Raw genomic sequence first — 13563 nt, 5'->3', positions numbered from 1 at the left:
GACGCGGAACCAGAATCGTGGCCTACCTTTGTCGGGTAGAGGGCGATAAATCGCATGTAGGCCGACAACGAGGATCAGAATCGACAATGCCTACGCAGGCCGCAACCAGAATGCAGGGCGAGGACCCGGCGGACAAGATCGTCCGGCACGCCGGTATGCTTTCCGAACATCTGCAGGCTCGGCGCCAGCAGATGTATCCTCCGGACGCACAAAAGAGTCTCAGAACCTTCATGATTCATGAAGTTTCCAAGCTGACGTCGATTCCGGAATCGACTCTTAAGTTGATGTCAAATGAAGGCAAAGGGCCGGTGCCCGCCCGGCTCGAAAACAATCATCGCGTCTATACGCTGGCGCAAATAAACGAACTTCGCGAACTGTTCGCGGCTCAGCGTCCGGCAGAGGCGTTGCGGTTTCTACCCCACCGACGCGACGGTGAGCACCTTCAAATATTGGCCGTCGCGAATTTCAAAGGCGGCAGTGCCAAGACCACAACGAGCGCGCACCTGGCACACTATTTGGCCCTTCATGGCTACCGCGTCTTAGCCATCGACCTCGACCCTCAGGCGTCTTTGTCGGCGATGTTCGGCGCACAGCCGGAAATGGATGTGCAACAGAACGAGACGATCTATGCGGCGCTACGGTACGACGATAAGCGCCGACCGATCGCGGAGATTATTCGGCCCACATACTTCACCGGAATCGACCTGATTCCGGGAAATATCGAGGTCATGGAATATGAGCACGAGACGCCGCGATATCTCTCGAAAAGGCCGACGAGCTCCGACAGCATCTTTTTCGAACGGCTGCGTCTCGCATTGGCGGAGGTGGAAGATGACTATGACGTTGTCATCTTGGACACCCCCCCTTCCCTCGGCTTTCTGACGCTCGGTGCGATCTACGCCGCAACGGGTCTTCTCGTGACCGTCCATCCAGCGATGCTCGATGTGATGTCGATGAGTCAGTTCCTTCTGATGATGGGCGACCTGATCTCCGTCATTCGCGATGCGGGCGCGACGATGAGGCAGGACTTTCTGCGCTACGTCGTGACCAGGCACGACCCGATGGACCAATCGCAGGTCCATGTCGTTACCATGCTTCGGCACCTTTTCACCGAGGACGTTCTGACGTCGACGGCGGTCGAGAGTGCGGCGATTGAAACGGCTGGCCTGGCCAAGCGGACGCTCTATGAGCTCGAATCTGGGAACATCTCGGCTGCGACCGCCAAACGTGCTCGGGAGTCGATCGACGCGGTCAACGATCAAATTCTCGGCTTGATCAAGCAAAGCTGGGGACGAACATGATGTCCAAGCGCCCGGGTGGGAAGTCGATTTTAGCGAACTTCGGATCCTTCTCGCAGCCCGAAGCCGCCGCCACGGATGCCGCAGCAAGCGAAGAGCAGAAGCCGTCAACGCCGTCTCAGCCATTGGCTCGGGTCGGTGCGGGCGTCATCGGCGCTACCCAGAGATCGCTTTCCGAGTTGCGAGAAGAGCGGGACAGCTTACGGGCGCTCGTCGATGCCGGTGGCGGTTCTGAGATCGATCCCAAGCTTATCGATCCGTCGCCTTTTCCCGATCGGTTGCCCGACGACAGCGATGCCGACTTCGAGGCACTGAAGAAGCTAATTCTGGAAGAGGGCCAAAAGGTTCCTATCCAGGTGCGCCGGCATCCGATTGCCGAAGGCCGCTTTCAGGTCGTTTACGGGCACCGCCGTTGGCGGGCTGCATCTGACCTCGGCATTAAGGTCAAGGCGACAATCCTGGCGTTGTCGGACAGCGAACTCGTTGTCGCGCAGGGAATAGAGAATGCCGCTAGACAGGACCTGAGTTGGATCGAGCGCGCACTCTTCGCTTGGCGGATGGACGAGGCGGGGATCAAGGCGCGTGACATTCGAGCGGCCTTGTCGATCGACGATCCAGAATTGGCCCGGCTTAGGTCTGTCTGCAGGACGCTTCCTGTCGACGTGATTGAAGCGATCGGACGCGCTCCGAAGGTGGGACGCCCGCGCTGGGTCGCCTTGGCGTCGGTGGTGAGCGAGGACGAGGCCGCGTTGGGCCGGGTGCGCAAAACCTTGTCAGATGACAAGGTTTTGCAACGGCCGTCGGACGATCGGTTCAAGCTGGCATTGGCGGCCGTTAAGAAGCCCGCCGCGCGACCCCGCAGCCAGGTGGAAATCAGAAGCCCGGCTGGGAAGGTCGTTGGGAAGGTGACATTCTCAAGCGGTGACGTCAGATTTGCGGTTTCGACTGATCATGCTCCGGCTTTTAGCTCCTTCGTGGAAGATGAGCTGCCGGCGCTCTTAGAGAAGTTTTTCGCCCGGGAGGGCGAAGGATGATTTCAGCGGTGCTCACAAAACCTTGTCAGCTGACAAGGGTGGATTGGCCCGTTGGAGGGGTGGAAGCCTCGGCTGACGCCGAACGTCGATGCAACAAAGATAGAGGTCGCATGAGGTAAAAAGAAAGGCCCCCGAAACAGTGTCCCGGAAGCCCCTCTCGTTCGTTTGGCGACAATGAGAATCCCACTTCCGCGAATCACAGTCAAGAGTCTTCGCAAGAAGATTGGACACCGTTTTGGTGAGCGCTTTCGCTTTGCCTGAAAGCTGAAGGGCAGAACCATGACGGAACTAGTAGCAACGACGCCCTTTGGGCGGCGACCAATGACGCTCGGCCAAATTTCTAGCCAGCTCAGAGCAAAAGCGGTGGCAACGGACGCCGTCGCTCATAAATGGCAGGTGTTCCACGACATCCGGAACGCACGCGAGCTCCTCGGTGCGACAGATCGTGCGCTCGCGATCCTAGAGGCGCTGCTGACGTTCCACCCGGAAACGGCGCTCACTCCTGACAGCGGGCTCGTGGTGTTCCCGTCGAACGAGCACCTGATCAGCCGCGCCAATGGCATGTCGCCAGCGACGCTTCGGCGTCACCTCGCTGTCCTGGTGCAATGCGGGCTGGTCATTCGCCGCGACAGCCCGAACGGCAAGCGCTACGCCCGGAAGGGGCGGGGGGGCGAGATCGAGCAGGCCTATGGCTTCGATCTGACGCCGATCCTCGCGCGTGCGGCCGAGTTCAAAGACCTGGCCAATGCCGTGGAAGCCGAGAAGAAGGCGTTCAAGCGCGTTAAGGAGAAACTAACCATATGCCGCCGCGACATCGTCAAGATGATCGACGCAGGAATTGGTGAGGGCGTGCCAGCCGATTGGCGTCGCTTCCGTCGTGAATATGAGACGATTATCGGGCGCCTGCCGCGGACGGCCCCTCGACAGGTGCTGGAGACGATCGCGCAGGCCCTCGAAGCGCTCTGGCTCGACATCAACAGCGTATTGGAATCCTTCGTTAAATCAGAAGATTCGAACGCCAATGAGTCTCATAGTGAACGCCACAAACAGAATTCAAATCCAGACTCAATTTATGAAATTGAACAAGCTTTTCGAAAAGACGAAGAAGCGAGCGGCAGCGTTGCGGAGACCGACAACCTGCGGAGCTTGCCAAAGCGAGATCTGCCCTTGGGCATGGTGCTGAGCGCCTGCCCGGATGTGGTGGACTACGCCAAGGGCCGCGAAATCCGGACCTGGCGTGATTTTTTCGCCGCGGCGGAGCAAGCCCGCCCCGCTCTGGGCATCAGCCCGAGCGCCTGGATGGAAGCGCAGGAAGCAATGGGGGCGGAAAACGCGGCGATCACCGTTGCGGCGATCCTGCAGCGGGCCGAGCGCATCAGCAGCGGCGGGGGTTATCTGCGAAATCTGGTGGAGCGCGCCCGGGATGGAAAATTCACGGTTTGGCCGATGGTAATGGCGTTGCTACGGGCGAAAATTGAGGAATCGAAGCTCTCTGCGAGGGCTAGCGGGGCAGGGGGCGGCGATGTCGCTCGGCCCGATGATAGCAGCGCCGGTGGAAACTCTTCCTGGACGGTGTCTCCGGCACTCCTGAAAAGCCTTGAGAAGCCGAGGCGGCCATGATGGTCTCTCAATTGTCGCTCTCGTCGAGACGTCCACCGAACATTTCGACGAATGGTCCGATCATTGACAGATCGGCGCGGTATGATTGCTCAACGGCCGGAGGCCAGAAGCTGGTCGCCGAGTTCCCGCAGGGGCAATACTTCGATTTTGTCGGCAAGCGGAAAGGCTTCAGTTCCCGGATAGACGACAATCCTGCGGTCGGGCAGCAGGTCCTCGCAGGCATGATGGAAGCCGCGTTCGACTTTCGGACTCAGGCTTCTCTTGATCTCGATCGCCCATTTTTGGCCGCCCGGAAGCGTGATGACCAGATCGATCTCGGCGCCCGCCGAGCTACGGTAGAAATTCGACCGGCTGCCGTCAGGCAGAACCGCATGCACGGTCTCGATCACAAAGCTTTCCCAGCTCGCGCCGCTGATTGGATGGCCGAGGACGTCGTCGAGCGTTTCAAGCCCGAGAAGCGTGTGAACAAGTCCGGAATCGCGAACATACACCCGAGGCGATTTCACGAGCCGCTTGCCGGCGTTGCTGTGCCAGGGCTCGAGCCGCCGCACCAATAGCAGATCGACCAACAGATCGAGGTAAGAGGCGACCGTTTTGCCGTCGACGCCCAGCGAGCGCGCGAAATCCGCCGCGTTCAGCAATCCCGATTGGTGATGCGCCAACATCGTCCAGAAACGCCTCAGCGTTTCTGCGGCAATGCGAGGGCCGAGCGTCGGGATGTCGCGCTCAAGATAGGTGCGGATGAAATCGGCCCGCCAGCGCTGACTGGCGCGATCATTCGCGGCGAGAAGGCTGTCCGGGAACCCGCCGCGGATCCATAGCGTGTTGAGCTCGCCGGCGTCGACCTCCAGTCCGTCGATCGGCGCCAGCTCGACATAGGCGATCCGACCGGCAAGGCTCTCGCCGGACTGCTTCAGAAGATCGATGGATGCCGAGCCTAGCAAAAGGAAGCGCCCGGAGCGCAATCCCTTGCGGCGGCCGCAATCGATCAGCCCGCGCAGGTTCTGGAACAGGCCCGGCAGCCGATGGACCTCATCAAGGATGACCAGCCTGTCCTCGAACCGGCTGAGATACAATTCCGGTTCGGCGAGTTTGGCGCGGTCCGCGTCGGACTCGAGATCGAGATAGATCGACGGTCGTCGTTCTCCGATCTCCAAGGCGAGCGTTGTCTTGCCTACCTGGCGCGGTCCCAGAAGGGCGACGGCTGGGCTGGCATCGAGGAGTTCCTCGACCTGTTTGGCTTTGCGACGGTGAATCATCCTTGCAATTATGGATCGCAATTCCTGATTTGCAAGGCATCACGACTCGATCCGATATCGCGTTGCAACGTCCGAAGGGCAGGGGAGGGGTTCTCGTGGCTGGCCATAGCCCCGCCACCTTGGTGAGATTGCCCCGGAAGCGATCGCGCCTGCGCTGGTAGCGCCGCGTCATCTCGGCCGAGGCATGGCCGAGCTACAGGGTATTTTGTGGTGTCCTTGAAACTTGGCCATCCATGTAATACTTTTCTCATCAGGGTCCTTACTTAGGTGGAAGAATGAGCACGACCGTGACCTCCAAGGGCCAGGTGACAATCCCTAAGTCGGTGCGTGACTTGCTCGGCATCGCACCTGGCAGCCGTGTTGATTTTCGGCGTGCGCCCGATGGCAGCGTGGTGTTGGCCCGGGCTGATGAAAAGCGCCCACCCAGCCGGTTCGCCAGATTTCGTGGGCATGCTGGCAAGGGACTGACGACTGATGCGATCATGGCATTGACCCGCGGTGATGTGTGACGTTGGTCGACACGAATGTTCTGCTGGATCTCGTCACTGACGATCCGCATTGGGCAGATTGGTCGGTTGCCCAGTTGGAGACCGCGTCGCTGCGCGGTCCGCTGCTGATAAACGACGTCGTCTATGCCGAGCTCTCGGTGCGCTATGAACGGATTGAGGATATCGAGGCCGTCTTGACGGAAACTGGGATCGACATCGTTCCAATGCCGCGGCCGGCCCTGTTCCTGGCCGGCAAGGTTTTCGCTCAGTATCGTAAGGCGGGTGGGACACGGACCGGCGTGTTACCCGATTTCTTCATTGGTGCCCATGCGGCCGTAAGTGAACTACCGTTGCTGACGCGCGATAGTGGCCGATATGGGCGCTACTTTCCGTCGCTTGTTCTCATCACACCTGACGCTCGGAGTTAGGGAAGGGGAGGACGCCTAACCGTGATCATTCATAGGCCTGCTGCTTTGGTGAGATTGACGCGGAAGCGATCGCGCCGGCGCTGGTAGCGCCGGGTCATCTCGGCGGAGGCATGGCCGAGCTGTTTCTGGACGTAGCGCTCGTCGACCTCGGCCGAGGAGGCGAGGCCGGCGCGCAGCGAATGGCCAGCAAACATCATCTGGCGCTCGCCCTCGCTGAGATCTGCCCGAACGCCGGCGGCGAGTGCCGTGCGCTTGACCAGCCGCGCCACCTGCTGGTCGGTGAGGCGGTCCGGACCGACGTCCTTGCCCCGGCTGGTGACCCGCCGGAACAGCGGTCCGTGGCCGATCTTCGCCAGCTTGAGCCACGTCTGGACTGCGACGACCGGGCAGGTGGAATCCGATGAGCCCCGACCGATCTCGACCTCGCGCCAGCCGGTCTTGCCGCGCAGCGTGACCAACATTCCCTTGTCGAGGATCTCGATCCAGCCACGGCCATCCTCGGTCTGATCGCGGCCGGCATCGAGCGCGACGATCTCGGACCGCCGCAGTCCGCCGGCGAAGCCGAGCAGCAGCATGGCGCGGTCGCGCAGGCCGCGTAGCGTGCCGCGCTCGAGCGTCTCGAGCATGGCGATGACGTTCTCGGGAAGCACCGCTTCCTTCTGCACCGGCGGACGGCCGTGGGTGTTGCGGATGCCGGCCAGCACAGTGGCGATATGGCGATCGGCACGGTCGAGGGGCGTGCCGTGCTGGGCAAAATTCCAGCCAAGGGCCGACAGCCGCCGCTCGATGGTTGAGACTGCGTTCGGCTTGCCCCCCGGAATGGCGGCGCCAGAGGCACAGGCCGTGATGTAGAGTCCGACCACCTGAGGGGAGGGCGGGAACAGCTCGAGGCCCTGCCGCCGGCACCAGCCGGAGAAATGCTTCCAATCGGCACCATAGGCCCGGCGAGTGTTCGCCGAGCTCGCTGCATCGACATAGTCCCGCGCCCGTTCGGTGAGACGCTCAAGATGCGCGGGGAGGGTAGGGGAGGGATGCTCGGAGACTTCTGTCACTTGTCCCGCGACCTGCGCCGGCGCGTCGTCGTCGGTCGTCCGGGTAGCTCCGTCGGATGGCCCGGATGTCATGGGCTCGCCTCCCATGGATTGATCACCGAGGCGCCGGTATCCTCGAAGTCCGCGATATTGCGGGTGACAAGAATGAGGTCGTGGACGATGGCAGTGGCGGCGATCAGTCCGTCGATGTCGCCGCGCGGCCGGATGGCGGCGATCCGCCCCCACTCGACCGAAATCGGGTCGGTGACCGGCAGGATACGCTCGGCATGATCGTGGCGGATCTTGCGCAGCCACTCGGCGAGGTGCCCGGCCGTCTTGGGCTCGGCCTTCTGCTTCAGCGCGATGCCGCGCATGATCTCGCCAAGGGTCAGTGTGCTGAGATGGACGCTGAGCGGATCCACGCCGCGCAGCCAGGAGGTCGCCTGCGTCGAGCCGCGCCGGGCCTCCGAGATGATGTTGGTGTCGACCAGGTACATCAGAGCGCGACGTCGCGGCTCGGGGCGCTGGCGCGCGTTTCGACCGCCTCGGTGAAGTCGGCGTCCCAGGCCGGCCCGGAGAGCAGGTCGTCGACCAAGCTCGGCCGGCCGGCGCGCAGCGCGTCATAGTCGGCGGCCGAGAGTACGACGGCGGCGCGATCGCCGCGCAAGGTGACGATCTGCGGCCCTTCGGCGCGGGCTTTCTGCACCACCTTTGAGAACTGGTTCTTGGCGTCCTGCAACGGCCATTCCATGCGCGGGCACTCCTAGCTAGCCTGTCTAGCTATATAAGGGGCGAGTCCGATGGGTCAACCAGCGGGATTTTTAGCGAACACTGGATTCTGGCGAGAGCGTGGGGTGGCGCATAGAGCGTGATAGACAGGCTCGATAATCATGCAACTCATAGGAGTGATCTGCGAACACGGCGCGGATTGCATGATGCGTAACGGACAGGGCACTCGGTCTTGGGGCGCCTGTTCGATTAGACAGGAGAACCAGTTCAGATACAGTCGAGGGATGGCGGCTCCGTTGATTCCCCGAGCTCACTTGTTCGGCAACCCGAGCAAGGCATCTACTCAAATCAGTCCGGACGGACGCTTGCTCTCGTGGTTGGCGCCGGCCGATGGGGTGCTTAATCTATGGGTGGCTCCGGTTGAGGCGCCACATGAGGCGCAACCTGTCACTGCCGATCATGGCAGCGGCATCAGGGCATATCGCTGGACCTATGACGGCCAGCATCTGGTCTACCTACAGGATCAGGATGGCGACGAGAATTACCACATCTATGCCGTTGATCCGATATCGCGCACCACCCGGGATCTGACGCCATTCAACGGCGTCACCGCTGTGATTCGCGGGGTTAGCCGTGTGATTCGCGATCGAATCCTCGTTGGATTGAACCAACGCGATCGACGTTTCCACGACCTTTATACGGTTGATCTCGTCACGGGGGATATTGCCCTTGTAGAAGAGAACCTGGGCTTCGCCTCCTTCGTCACCGACCGACTTTACAAGACCCATCTCGCGGTCAGGAATGCGTCCGACGGAGGCCGCGTCATACTGCATCGTGCCGGAGACGCCTGGAGGCCATGGATCACTTTCGCGCCGGAAGATGCCCGTGTTTCCATGCCGAGCCACCTTGATGCACGAGCCAAGGCTGTTTTCCTGCGGGATAGCCGCGGACGGGATACCGCCTCACTCAGCCGCGTCGATCTTGCCACTGGCGAGACCATGGAGATCGCAGCCCACGCCACGGCCGATCTCGGATCGCTACTTCTCGACCAGGATACTCTTGAACCACTGGCCTACAGCGTCATCACCGAGCGTCAGGAATACGTCGTGCTCGATTCTCGGGTTCAGGCCGATCTCGACTTCCTCCAGGAGCAGGATATCGGTGACTGGTCTCTTAAAAGCCGGACCGAGGATGATCGCACGTGGATCATTGACGTAACCTCCGACACTGAACCAGGGGCCAGCTATCTCTACGACCGCCAGGCAAAATCACTGCGGGAGCTACACCAAAGTCGTCCGGAGCTTGCCGATGCGCCGCTTGCATCGATGCGTCCAGTGACGATCGTTTCGCGCGATAAACTCGACCTGGTCTCCTATCTCACGCTGCCCAGGGAGGTTCCGGAGGGAGTCCTCCAACCAATGGTACTTCTTGTTCACGGAGGCCCGTGGCAGCGGAACATCTTCGGCTACCATTTCTTGCATCAATGGCTCGCCAATCGCGGCTATGCCGTTCTCAGCGTGAATTTCCGGGGTTCCACCGGCTTCGGCAAAGCCTTTGTGAATGCCGGCGACCAGGAATGGGGCCGGCGGATGGACGACGATTTGCTCGACGCTGTTGCCTGGGCTGTCGACCGGAAGATCGCCGATCCAATGCGAGTCGCGATCATGGGAGGAAGTTACGGTGGCTACGCGACGCTCGTCGGCCTAACCCGCAATCCCGACATCTATGCCTGTGGCATCGATATCGTCGGCCCCTCCAATCTCGAAACGCTCCTGCGCACCGTACCGCCCTATTGGGAAGCCATCCGCGTCCAAATGCACAAGGCGATCGGCGACCCTGACACGGACGAGGGGTTAAGGCTCGCCCACGAACGCTCGCCGCTCTTCCAGGCCGACAAGATCTCCAAGCCGCTGCTCATTGGGCACGGCGCAAACGACCCACGAGTGAAGCAGGCTGAATCCGATCAGATGGTCGCGGTTCTCAAGGATAAGGGCATCCCGGTCGACTATGTTCTTTTTCCCGATGAGGGCCATGGCTTCGTGCGGCCTGAGAACAAAATAGCTTTCTACGCCGTGGCCGAAGCTTTCCTCGCCCGTCATCTCGGCGGCCGATGGGAGCCTATCCACCCGGAAGAACTGAAGTGTAGCTCGATGCTGATAAAGGAAGGCATAGAGGGCTATCTCTACCCTTGTGAGCAGAAAGATGAACCGTCAACTGGCTCCAACCGATATGACCGAACTGATCGACATCCGCGCCATTGAGCCGCACGACGCGCCTGCAATCTCCGTACTGATGCGCGGCCTGGGCTTCAAGCATTCGGTCGAGGAAATCGCCCGACGCTTGGCTTTGGCGTCCGATCGCAAAATGGACCCGGCGTTCCTGGCAGAGCAGCGAGACGCACCGGTGGGACTCCTCGCACTTCATATCGCGCCGCTGCTCTTCTATCCGCAGCCGCTCGCGAGGATCACGACGATCGTGGTGACGGAAACAGCTCGGCGACGCGGCGTAGGCCGAAGTTTGGTGGAGTTTGCACGGGCCGTTGCCAAGCGAGCAGGTTGTGACACGCTGGAACTCACAAGTGGTCTCGGCCGAACAGAAGCCCATACGTTCTATGAGGCCGTCGGCTTCCACCGGTCTGGAGTGCGGATGGCCTGCCAGATAGCATGAAATGACATCGTTTCCGATCGGGAAGCGGTGTTGGGAGGAGGGAGAGATGACGCCGCCGCATGATTTCGAGCATGTTCGGATGCTGGAAGAACAACTGCTGGATCAAGCTGTGCGCGTTAAGCCGGAGATCGTCGCGGGACTTCTCGCCGACGATTTCCTCGAATTCGGAAGATCGGGGTGCGTCCACAGCAAGAACGACGTGGTCCGCAGCCTCGCCAATGAAGGCGAGAGCTCGCGAGCGTTGACCGCTCACGACTTCAGGTTCAGGTCTCTCGCAGAGGACGTGGTGCAGATCACCTATCGAACCGTACGAAGTGACGGTGCCGGTGAGGCCTATTCCCTGCGAAGTTCCATCTGGAAACGGACCGAGGGCCGCTGGCAAATGCTGTTCCATCAAGGAACGCCCTCAGGGACTCAGCACGGAGAGCCTGAGTGATCAGACAGGCTCCCAGGGATTGACTACGGACGCGTTTGTGCCGTCGAAATCCCGCTCGATGCGGGCGATGAGGATGAGCACATTGACGATTGCGTGGCGGCGATCAGGCCATCGATATCACCGCGCGGCCGAATCGCGGCGAGCCGAGGCTACAAGCGCGGAGGACAGAGGTGCGCGCCCCCGTCTCGGGCGCCTCGCGCGCGTGGCCGCCGACTCGCTCGCACGCAGAATACCTGGCGCTTGCATGCTCGATCCTGGCGAGTGAGGAATGGCGTGCTGCTCAAGGTCGCGACCCGGCGCAGCGTCGGACGCTCAACTTGCTAGTCGACAAGACATTGGGCCCTCGCCGGAATCATCATTGCCGGAAATCCGAGTGCCGCATTGTGCGCACCCGGAACCCTAGGAACGGAGTGAGATCAGGTCACGTCCGGCGTGGCGAATGGTGGCGCAGCAAAGCGATCGAGAAAGCGGTTGGCGCGCGGTAGGGCATCATGCAGGAACTGTCCCGGCTCTCTCAGTCGCAGGCCGGGAAACGTGCGGGAGCGCGCCTCGCTGACGAGAACATCTCTGGGCAGCGGAACGATGTCCGCATTCCATCCCGGCCAGAGTTTGCCCGCTCTGCGCCATGTGTGCGCAAGATAGCGACGTCGATCGGAATAGCCGTGGTAGTCGAACGCCCATTCGCCCCCGGCCACAAAAATATGGTTGCCAGTGTATCCCTCGATGGGTTTGATCCAGAGCACCTCATGCTCCGGGCGGCCGTGTCGATGCAGGAATGCATGCGCGAGAATGTGGCAGGCGCCGCATGCGAAGAATATCCGGTCTGGCAACGCCCAGCGCATGACCGGATCCTGCTTCGAGTAGCCGGACGTGCTGATCTGATACATGCGGGCATGCTAGAGATGACGCGAGCCAGTTTCCACCCGTTGCGGCCCTTGGGAGCCAAGGGCATTGTGAAAAGATGCGACAAGCGTTTGATGACCTCGACGCCCTCATAGAGCGCGCTGGCGTGCCGGGAGCATCGGTCGCGGTGGTGCGGTCGGGCCGTGTGGATCTGCGCTGCGCGGGGGTCATCCACACTGTGACAAGGGTTGCGGTGAACGACGAGACCATCTTCGACGCGGCGTCGCTCAGCAAGCCGGTGTTCGCTTATGCCGTGTTGCGGTTGATCGATGCGGGTTACCTCTCGCTGGAGACCAAGCTGTCGGCTTGGGTTCCCGAATATGTGGATGACGATACGCGGTCCGCAGTCGTTACCGTCGGTCAGGCGCTCTGTCATTCGACCGGATTGCCCAACTGGCGCTCGGCTGAGTTCCCTCTGCGGTCCCATTTCGCGCCCGGGCAGCGCTTCTCCTATTCGGGGGAGGGCTATACGTGGCTCCAGAAGGTGGTGGAGCGCATAACGGGGGAACCTCTCGAACAACTGATGTGCAGCCTCGTCTTTCAGCCTTTGGCGATGACGAGATCGAGCTATGTCTGGCAGCCGGCCTTCGAGACCAATCACGTCGCGCCGCATGACAGCGCGCAGCAAGCCGGACCGAAGCGCAAGCCTCAGGAGGCCATGGCGGCGTTCTCGTTGCATACCACGGCGGGCGACTATGCGCGCTTCCTTCAGGCGGTCTTGACAGGCGCGCACCTTCGATCCGAAACGGCGTCACTCTGGCTGAAGCCTCATGTGTCCGTGCGCCGACGTGGGATTACGGCCATTCGTCCCGGGTTAGATGTAGATACTGACATCTCCTGGGGACTGGGGTGGGGACTCGACCCGGCACAGGGCGCCTTCTTCCAGTGGGGAGACGGCGATCAGGGGCGACACAAGACATTCGCGATTGGCTCCGTGTCCGAGCAAGCAGCCACGGTGATTCTGACCAATGGATCGCAGGGAATGGCGATCGTGCCCGAGCTGGTTGAAGGCGTGCTTGCGGGCAATCAACCTTGCATCGAATGGCTTGGCTACGAACGTCTTCCCAAAGACAGCTCGTAGCGACAGGATTACCCGTCGTCGCGAAGAAGGCAGCCGGCTGCCATCTACACTGGCAGCCGTCACGCTGATCTGGCGACAGCCGCCAGCATGGAAGGTCGGAACCCGCAGCATGTCGCTGACGATCAGCTTGAAGCCCGCTGAAACCGTAGACTACGCGTTTGCGCTGGATCTCTATCTCATGACCATGAGGCCGCTGACCAGCCAACTCATGACGTGGGACGAAGGCAGACAGATCGCCAGCTTTGCGCATCAGTGGCGAGGGGACGAAGTGCGGATCATTTTGCTCGACGGATCGGAAGTTGGCTGGATCCAGACACGTGAAGAGGCGCCGAAAATCCGCTTGCTTCAGTTTTTCATCATGCCCGACCAACAGGGCAGGGGTATCGGCTCGGAGGTGCTGGCGCAGCTGCTTGCTCAAGGCGATTCCGCTGGCAAACCGGTGACCCTAGCCGTACTTCGCAACAATCCAGCGCGCCGCCTCTATGAGCGATTTGGATTTACCGTAGTTGATGAGACCGGCCTAAAACTCCGAATGGAGCGGCAATCATCTCCAATGTAGCGCGAGGACGCCCCACCGTCCTGCAGCACG

Annotated in this window: 15 protein-coding genes and 1 pseudogene; 10 read left to right on the top strand and 6 right to left on the bottom strand. The window is 61.1% G+C overall.

The genetic code is table 11. From position 1 onward, the window contains the following. The first annotated feature begins 86 nt into the window (after nt 1–86). From repA to repC, 3 genes are all read left to right on the top strand, one after another. Nucleotides 87–1301 carry a plasmid partitioning protein RepA gene (repA, locus tag KHC24_RS22630; protein WP_213366204.1) on the top strand — a complete coding sequence of 405 codons (1215 nt, stop codon included), beginning with the start codon at nt 87–89 and terminating at the stop codon, nt 1299–1301. After that, nucleotides 1301–2332 (top strand): plasmid partitioning protein RepB, encoded by a 1032-nt coding sequence (gene repB, locus KHC24_RS22625; RefSeq protein WP_213366535.1) that lies wholly within the window; start codon nt 1301–1303, stop codon nt 2330–2332. The genes repA and repB overlap by 1 nt, the downstream gene beginning before the upstream one ends. A 279-nt stretch (nt 2333–2611) precedes the next feature. Continuing rightward, nucleotides 2612–3952, top strand: coding sequence for a plasmid replication protein RepC (repC, locus tag KHC24_RS22620; protein WP_213366201.1), 1341 nt, complete (start codon nt 2612–2614; stop codon nt 3950–3952). A gap of 89 nt (nt 3953–4041) precedes the next feature. Here repC and KHC24_RS22615 read toward each other — a convergent pair whose 3' ends face one another. After that, the gene (locus KHC24_RS22615) at nt 4042–5211 is read right to left on the bottom strand and encodes an ATP-binding protein (protein WP_213366198.1); all 1170 of its coding nucleotides are present in this window, start codon (nt 5209–5211) and stop codon (nt 4042–4044) included. A gap of 275 nt (nt 5212–5486) precedes the next feature. On the opposite strand from KHC24_RS22615, the gene KHC24_RS22610 reads away from it, so the two are divergent. Both KHC24_RS22610 and KHC24_RS22605 read left to right on the top strand, forming a co-directional pair. Next, the gene (locus tag KHC24_RS22610; protein WP_213366195.1) at nt 5487–5720 is read left to right on the top strand and encodes an AbrB/MazE/SpoVT family DNA-binding domain-containing protein; all 234 of its coding nucleotides are present in this window, start codon (nt 5487–5489) and stop codon (nt 5718–5720) included. Then, nucleotides 5717–6127, top strand: coding sequence for a type II toxin-antitoxin system VapC family toxin (locus KHC24_RS22605; RefSeq protein ID WP_213366192.1), 411 nt, complete (start codon nt 5717–5719; stop codon nt 6125–6127). Before KHC24_RS22610 ends, KHC24_RS22605 begins: the two co-directional genes overlap by 4 nt. Nucleotides 6128–6156: 29 nt before the next feature. On the opposite strand, the gene KHC24_RS22600 is transcribed toward KHC24_RS22605, so the two are convergent. The 3 genes from KHC24_RS22600 to KHC24_RS22590 are packed head-to-tail and all read right to left on the bottom strand — an operon-like array spanning nt 6157 to nt 7909. After that, complete coding sequence (locus KHC24_RS22600; protein WP_213366189.1) at nt 6157–7251, bottom strand: site-specific integrase; 1095 nt, start codon at nt 7249–7251, stop codon at nt 6157–6159. After that, nucleotides 7248–7655, bottom strand: a complete 408-nt coding sequence (locus tag KHC24_RS22595) for a type II toxin-antitoxin system VapC family toxin (protein WP_213366186.1) — start codon at nt 7653–7655, stop codon at nt 7248–7250. Before KHC24_RS22595 ends, KHC24_RS22600 begins: the two co-directional genes overlap by 4 nt. Further along, the gene (locus tag KHC24_RS22590; protein WP_213366184.1) at nt 7655–7909 is read right to left on the bottom strand and encodes a type II toxin-antitoxin system Phd/YefM family antitoxin; all 255 of its coding nucleotides are present in this window, start codon (nt 7907–7909) and stop codon (nt 7655–7657) included. Before KHC24_RS22590 ends, KHC24_RS22595 begins: the two co-directional genes overlap by 1 nt. Before the next feature lie 292 nt (nt 7910–8201). Here KHC24_RS22590 and KHC24_RS22585 point away from each other — a divergent pair, with 292 nt between their 5' ends. From KHC24_RS22585 to KHC24_RS22575, 3 genes are read left to right on the top strand one after another with little or no spacing between them, the layout of a single operon-like run. Further along, nucleotides 8202–10148, top strand: a complete 1947-nt coding sequence (locus KHC24_RS22585; RefSeq protein ID WP_246547524.1) for a S9 family peptidase — start codon at nt 8202–8204, stop codon at nt 10146–10148. After that, nucleotides 10117–10554 carry a GNAT family N-acetyltransferase gene (locus tag KHC24_RS22580; protein ID WP_213366178.1) on the top strand — a complete coding sequence of 146 codons (438 nt, stop codon included), beginning with the start codon at nt 10117–10119 and terminating at the stop codon, nt 10552–10554. Before KHC24_RS22585 ends, KHC24_RS22580 begins: the two co-directional genes overlap by 32 nt. A 46-nt stretch (nt 10555–10600) precedes the next feature. Then, nucleotides 10601–10990, top strand: a complete 390-nt coding sequence (locus KHC24_RS22575) for a nuclear transport factor 2 family protein (protein ID WP_213366175.1) — start codon at nt 10601–10603, stop codon at nt 10988–10990. Here the strand turns inward: KHC24_RS22575 and KHC24_RS25250 are convergent. Further along, a pseudogene (locus tag KHC24_RS25250) lies at nt 10991–11136 on the bottom strand (type II toxin-antitoxin system VapC family toxin); the annotation flags it as partial. It abuts the gene before it with no gap. Nucleotides 11137–11406: 270 nt separating this feature from the next. After that, nucleotides 11407–11877 carry a hypothetical protein gene (locus tag KHC24_RS22570; RefSeq protein ID WP_213366172.1) on the bottom strand — a complete coding sequence of 157 codons (471 nt, stop codon included), beginning with the start codon at nt 11875–11877 and terminating at the stop codon, nt 11407–11409. A gap of 74 nt (nt 11878–11951) precedes the next feature. Between KHC24_RS22570 and KHC24_RS22565 the strand changes: the two genes are divergently transcribed. Both KHC24_RS22565 and KHC24_RS22560 read left to right on the top strand, forming a co-directional pair. Further along, complete coding sequence (locus KHC24_RS22565; protein ID WP_213366169.1) at nt 11952–12974, top strand: serine hydrolase domain-containing protein; 1023 nt, start codon at nt 11952–11954, stop codon at nt 12972–12974. Nucleotides 12975–13083: 109 nt separating this feature from the next. Next, nucleotides 13084–13533, top strand: coding sequence for a GNAT family N-acetyltransferase (locus KHC24_RS22560; RefSeq protein ID WP_213366165.1), 450 nt, complete (start codon nt 13084–13086; stop codon nt 13531–13533). Nucleotides 13534–13563 lie beyond the last annotated feature (30 nt).

This window comes from Ancylobacter defluvii (genome assembly GCF_018390605.1).
In the GTDB taxonomy this organism is placed as follows: domain Bacteria; phylum Pseudomonadota; class Alphaproteobacteria; order Rhizobiales; family Xanthobacteraceae; genus Ancylobacter; species Ancylobacter defluvii.
This window is presented reverse-complemented; position numbering and strand designations above follow the sequence as displayed.

Coding starts and splice junctions, on each gene's coding strand:
- KHC24_RS22595 (WP_213366186.1), bottom strand. CDS start 7,655: ATGTACCTGGTCGACACCAACATCATCTCGGAGGCCCGGCGCGGCTCG.
- KHC24_RS22565 (WP_213366169.1), top strand. CDS start 11,952: ATGCGACAAGCGTTTGATGACCTCGACGCCCTCATAGAGCGCGCTGGC.
- repB (WP_213366535.1), top strand. CDS start 1,301: ATGTCCAAGCGCCCGGGTGGGAAGTCGATTTTAGCGAACTTCGGATCC.
- repC (WP_213366201.1), top strand. CDS start 2,612: ATGACGGAACTAGTAGCAACGACGCCCTTTGGGCGGCGACCAATGACG.
- KHC24_RS22570 (WP_213366172.1), bottom strand. CDS start 11,877: ATGTATCAGATCAGCACGTCCGGCTACTCGAAGCAGGATCCGGTCATG.
- KHC24_RS22575 (WP_213366175.1), top strand. CDS start 10,601: ATGACGCCGCCGCATGATTTCGAGCATGTTCGGATGCTGGAAGAACAA.
- KHC24_RS22615 (WP_213366198.1), bottom strand. CDS start 5,211: ATGATTCACCGTCGCAAAGCCAAACAGGTCGAGGAACTCCTCGATGCC.
- KHC24_RS22610 (WP_213366195.1), top strand. CDS start 5,487: ATGAGCACGACCGTGACCTCCAAGGGCCAGGTGACAATCCCTAAGTCG.
- KHC24_RS22580 (WP_213366178.1), top strand. CDS start 10,117: ATGACCGAACTGATCGACATCCGCGCCATTGAGCCGCACGACGCGCCT.
- KHC24_RS22600 (WP_213366189.1), bottom strand. CDS start 7,251: ATGACATCCGGGCCATCCGACGGAGCTACCCGGACGACCGACGACGAC.
- KHC24_RS22560 (WP_213366165.1), top strand. CDS start 13,084: ATGTCGCTGACGATCAGCTTGAAGCCCGCTGAAACCGTAGACTACGCG.
- KHC24_RS22590 (WP_213366184.1), bottom strand. CDS start 7,909: ATGGAATGGCCGTTGCAGGACGCCAAGAACCAGTTCTCAAAGGTGGTG.
- repA (WP_213366204.1), top strand. CDS start 87: ATGCCTACGCAGGCCGCAACCAGAATGCAGGGCGAGGACCCGGCGGAC.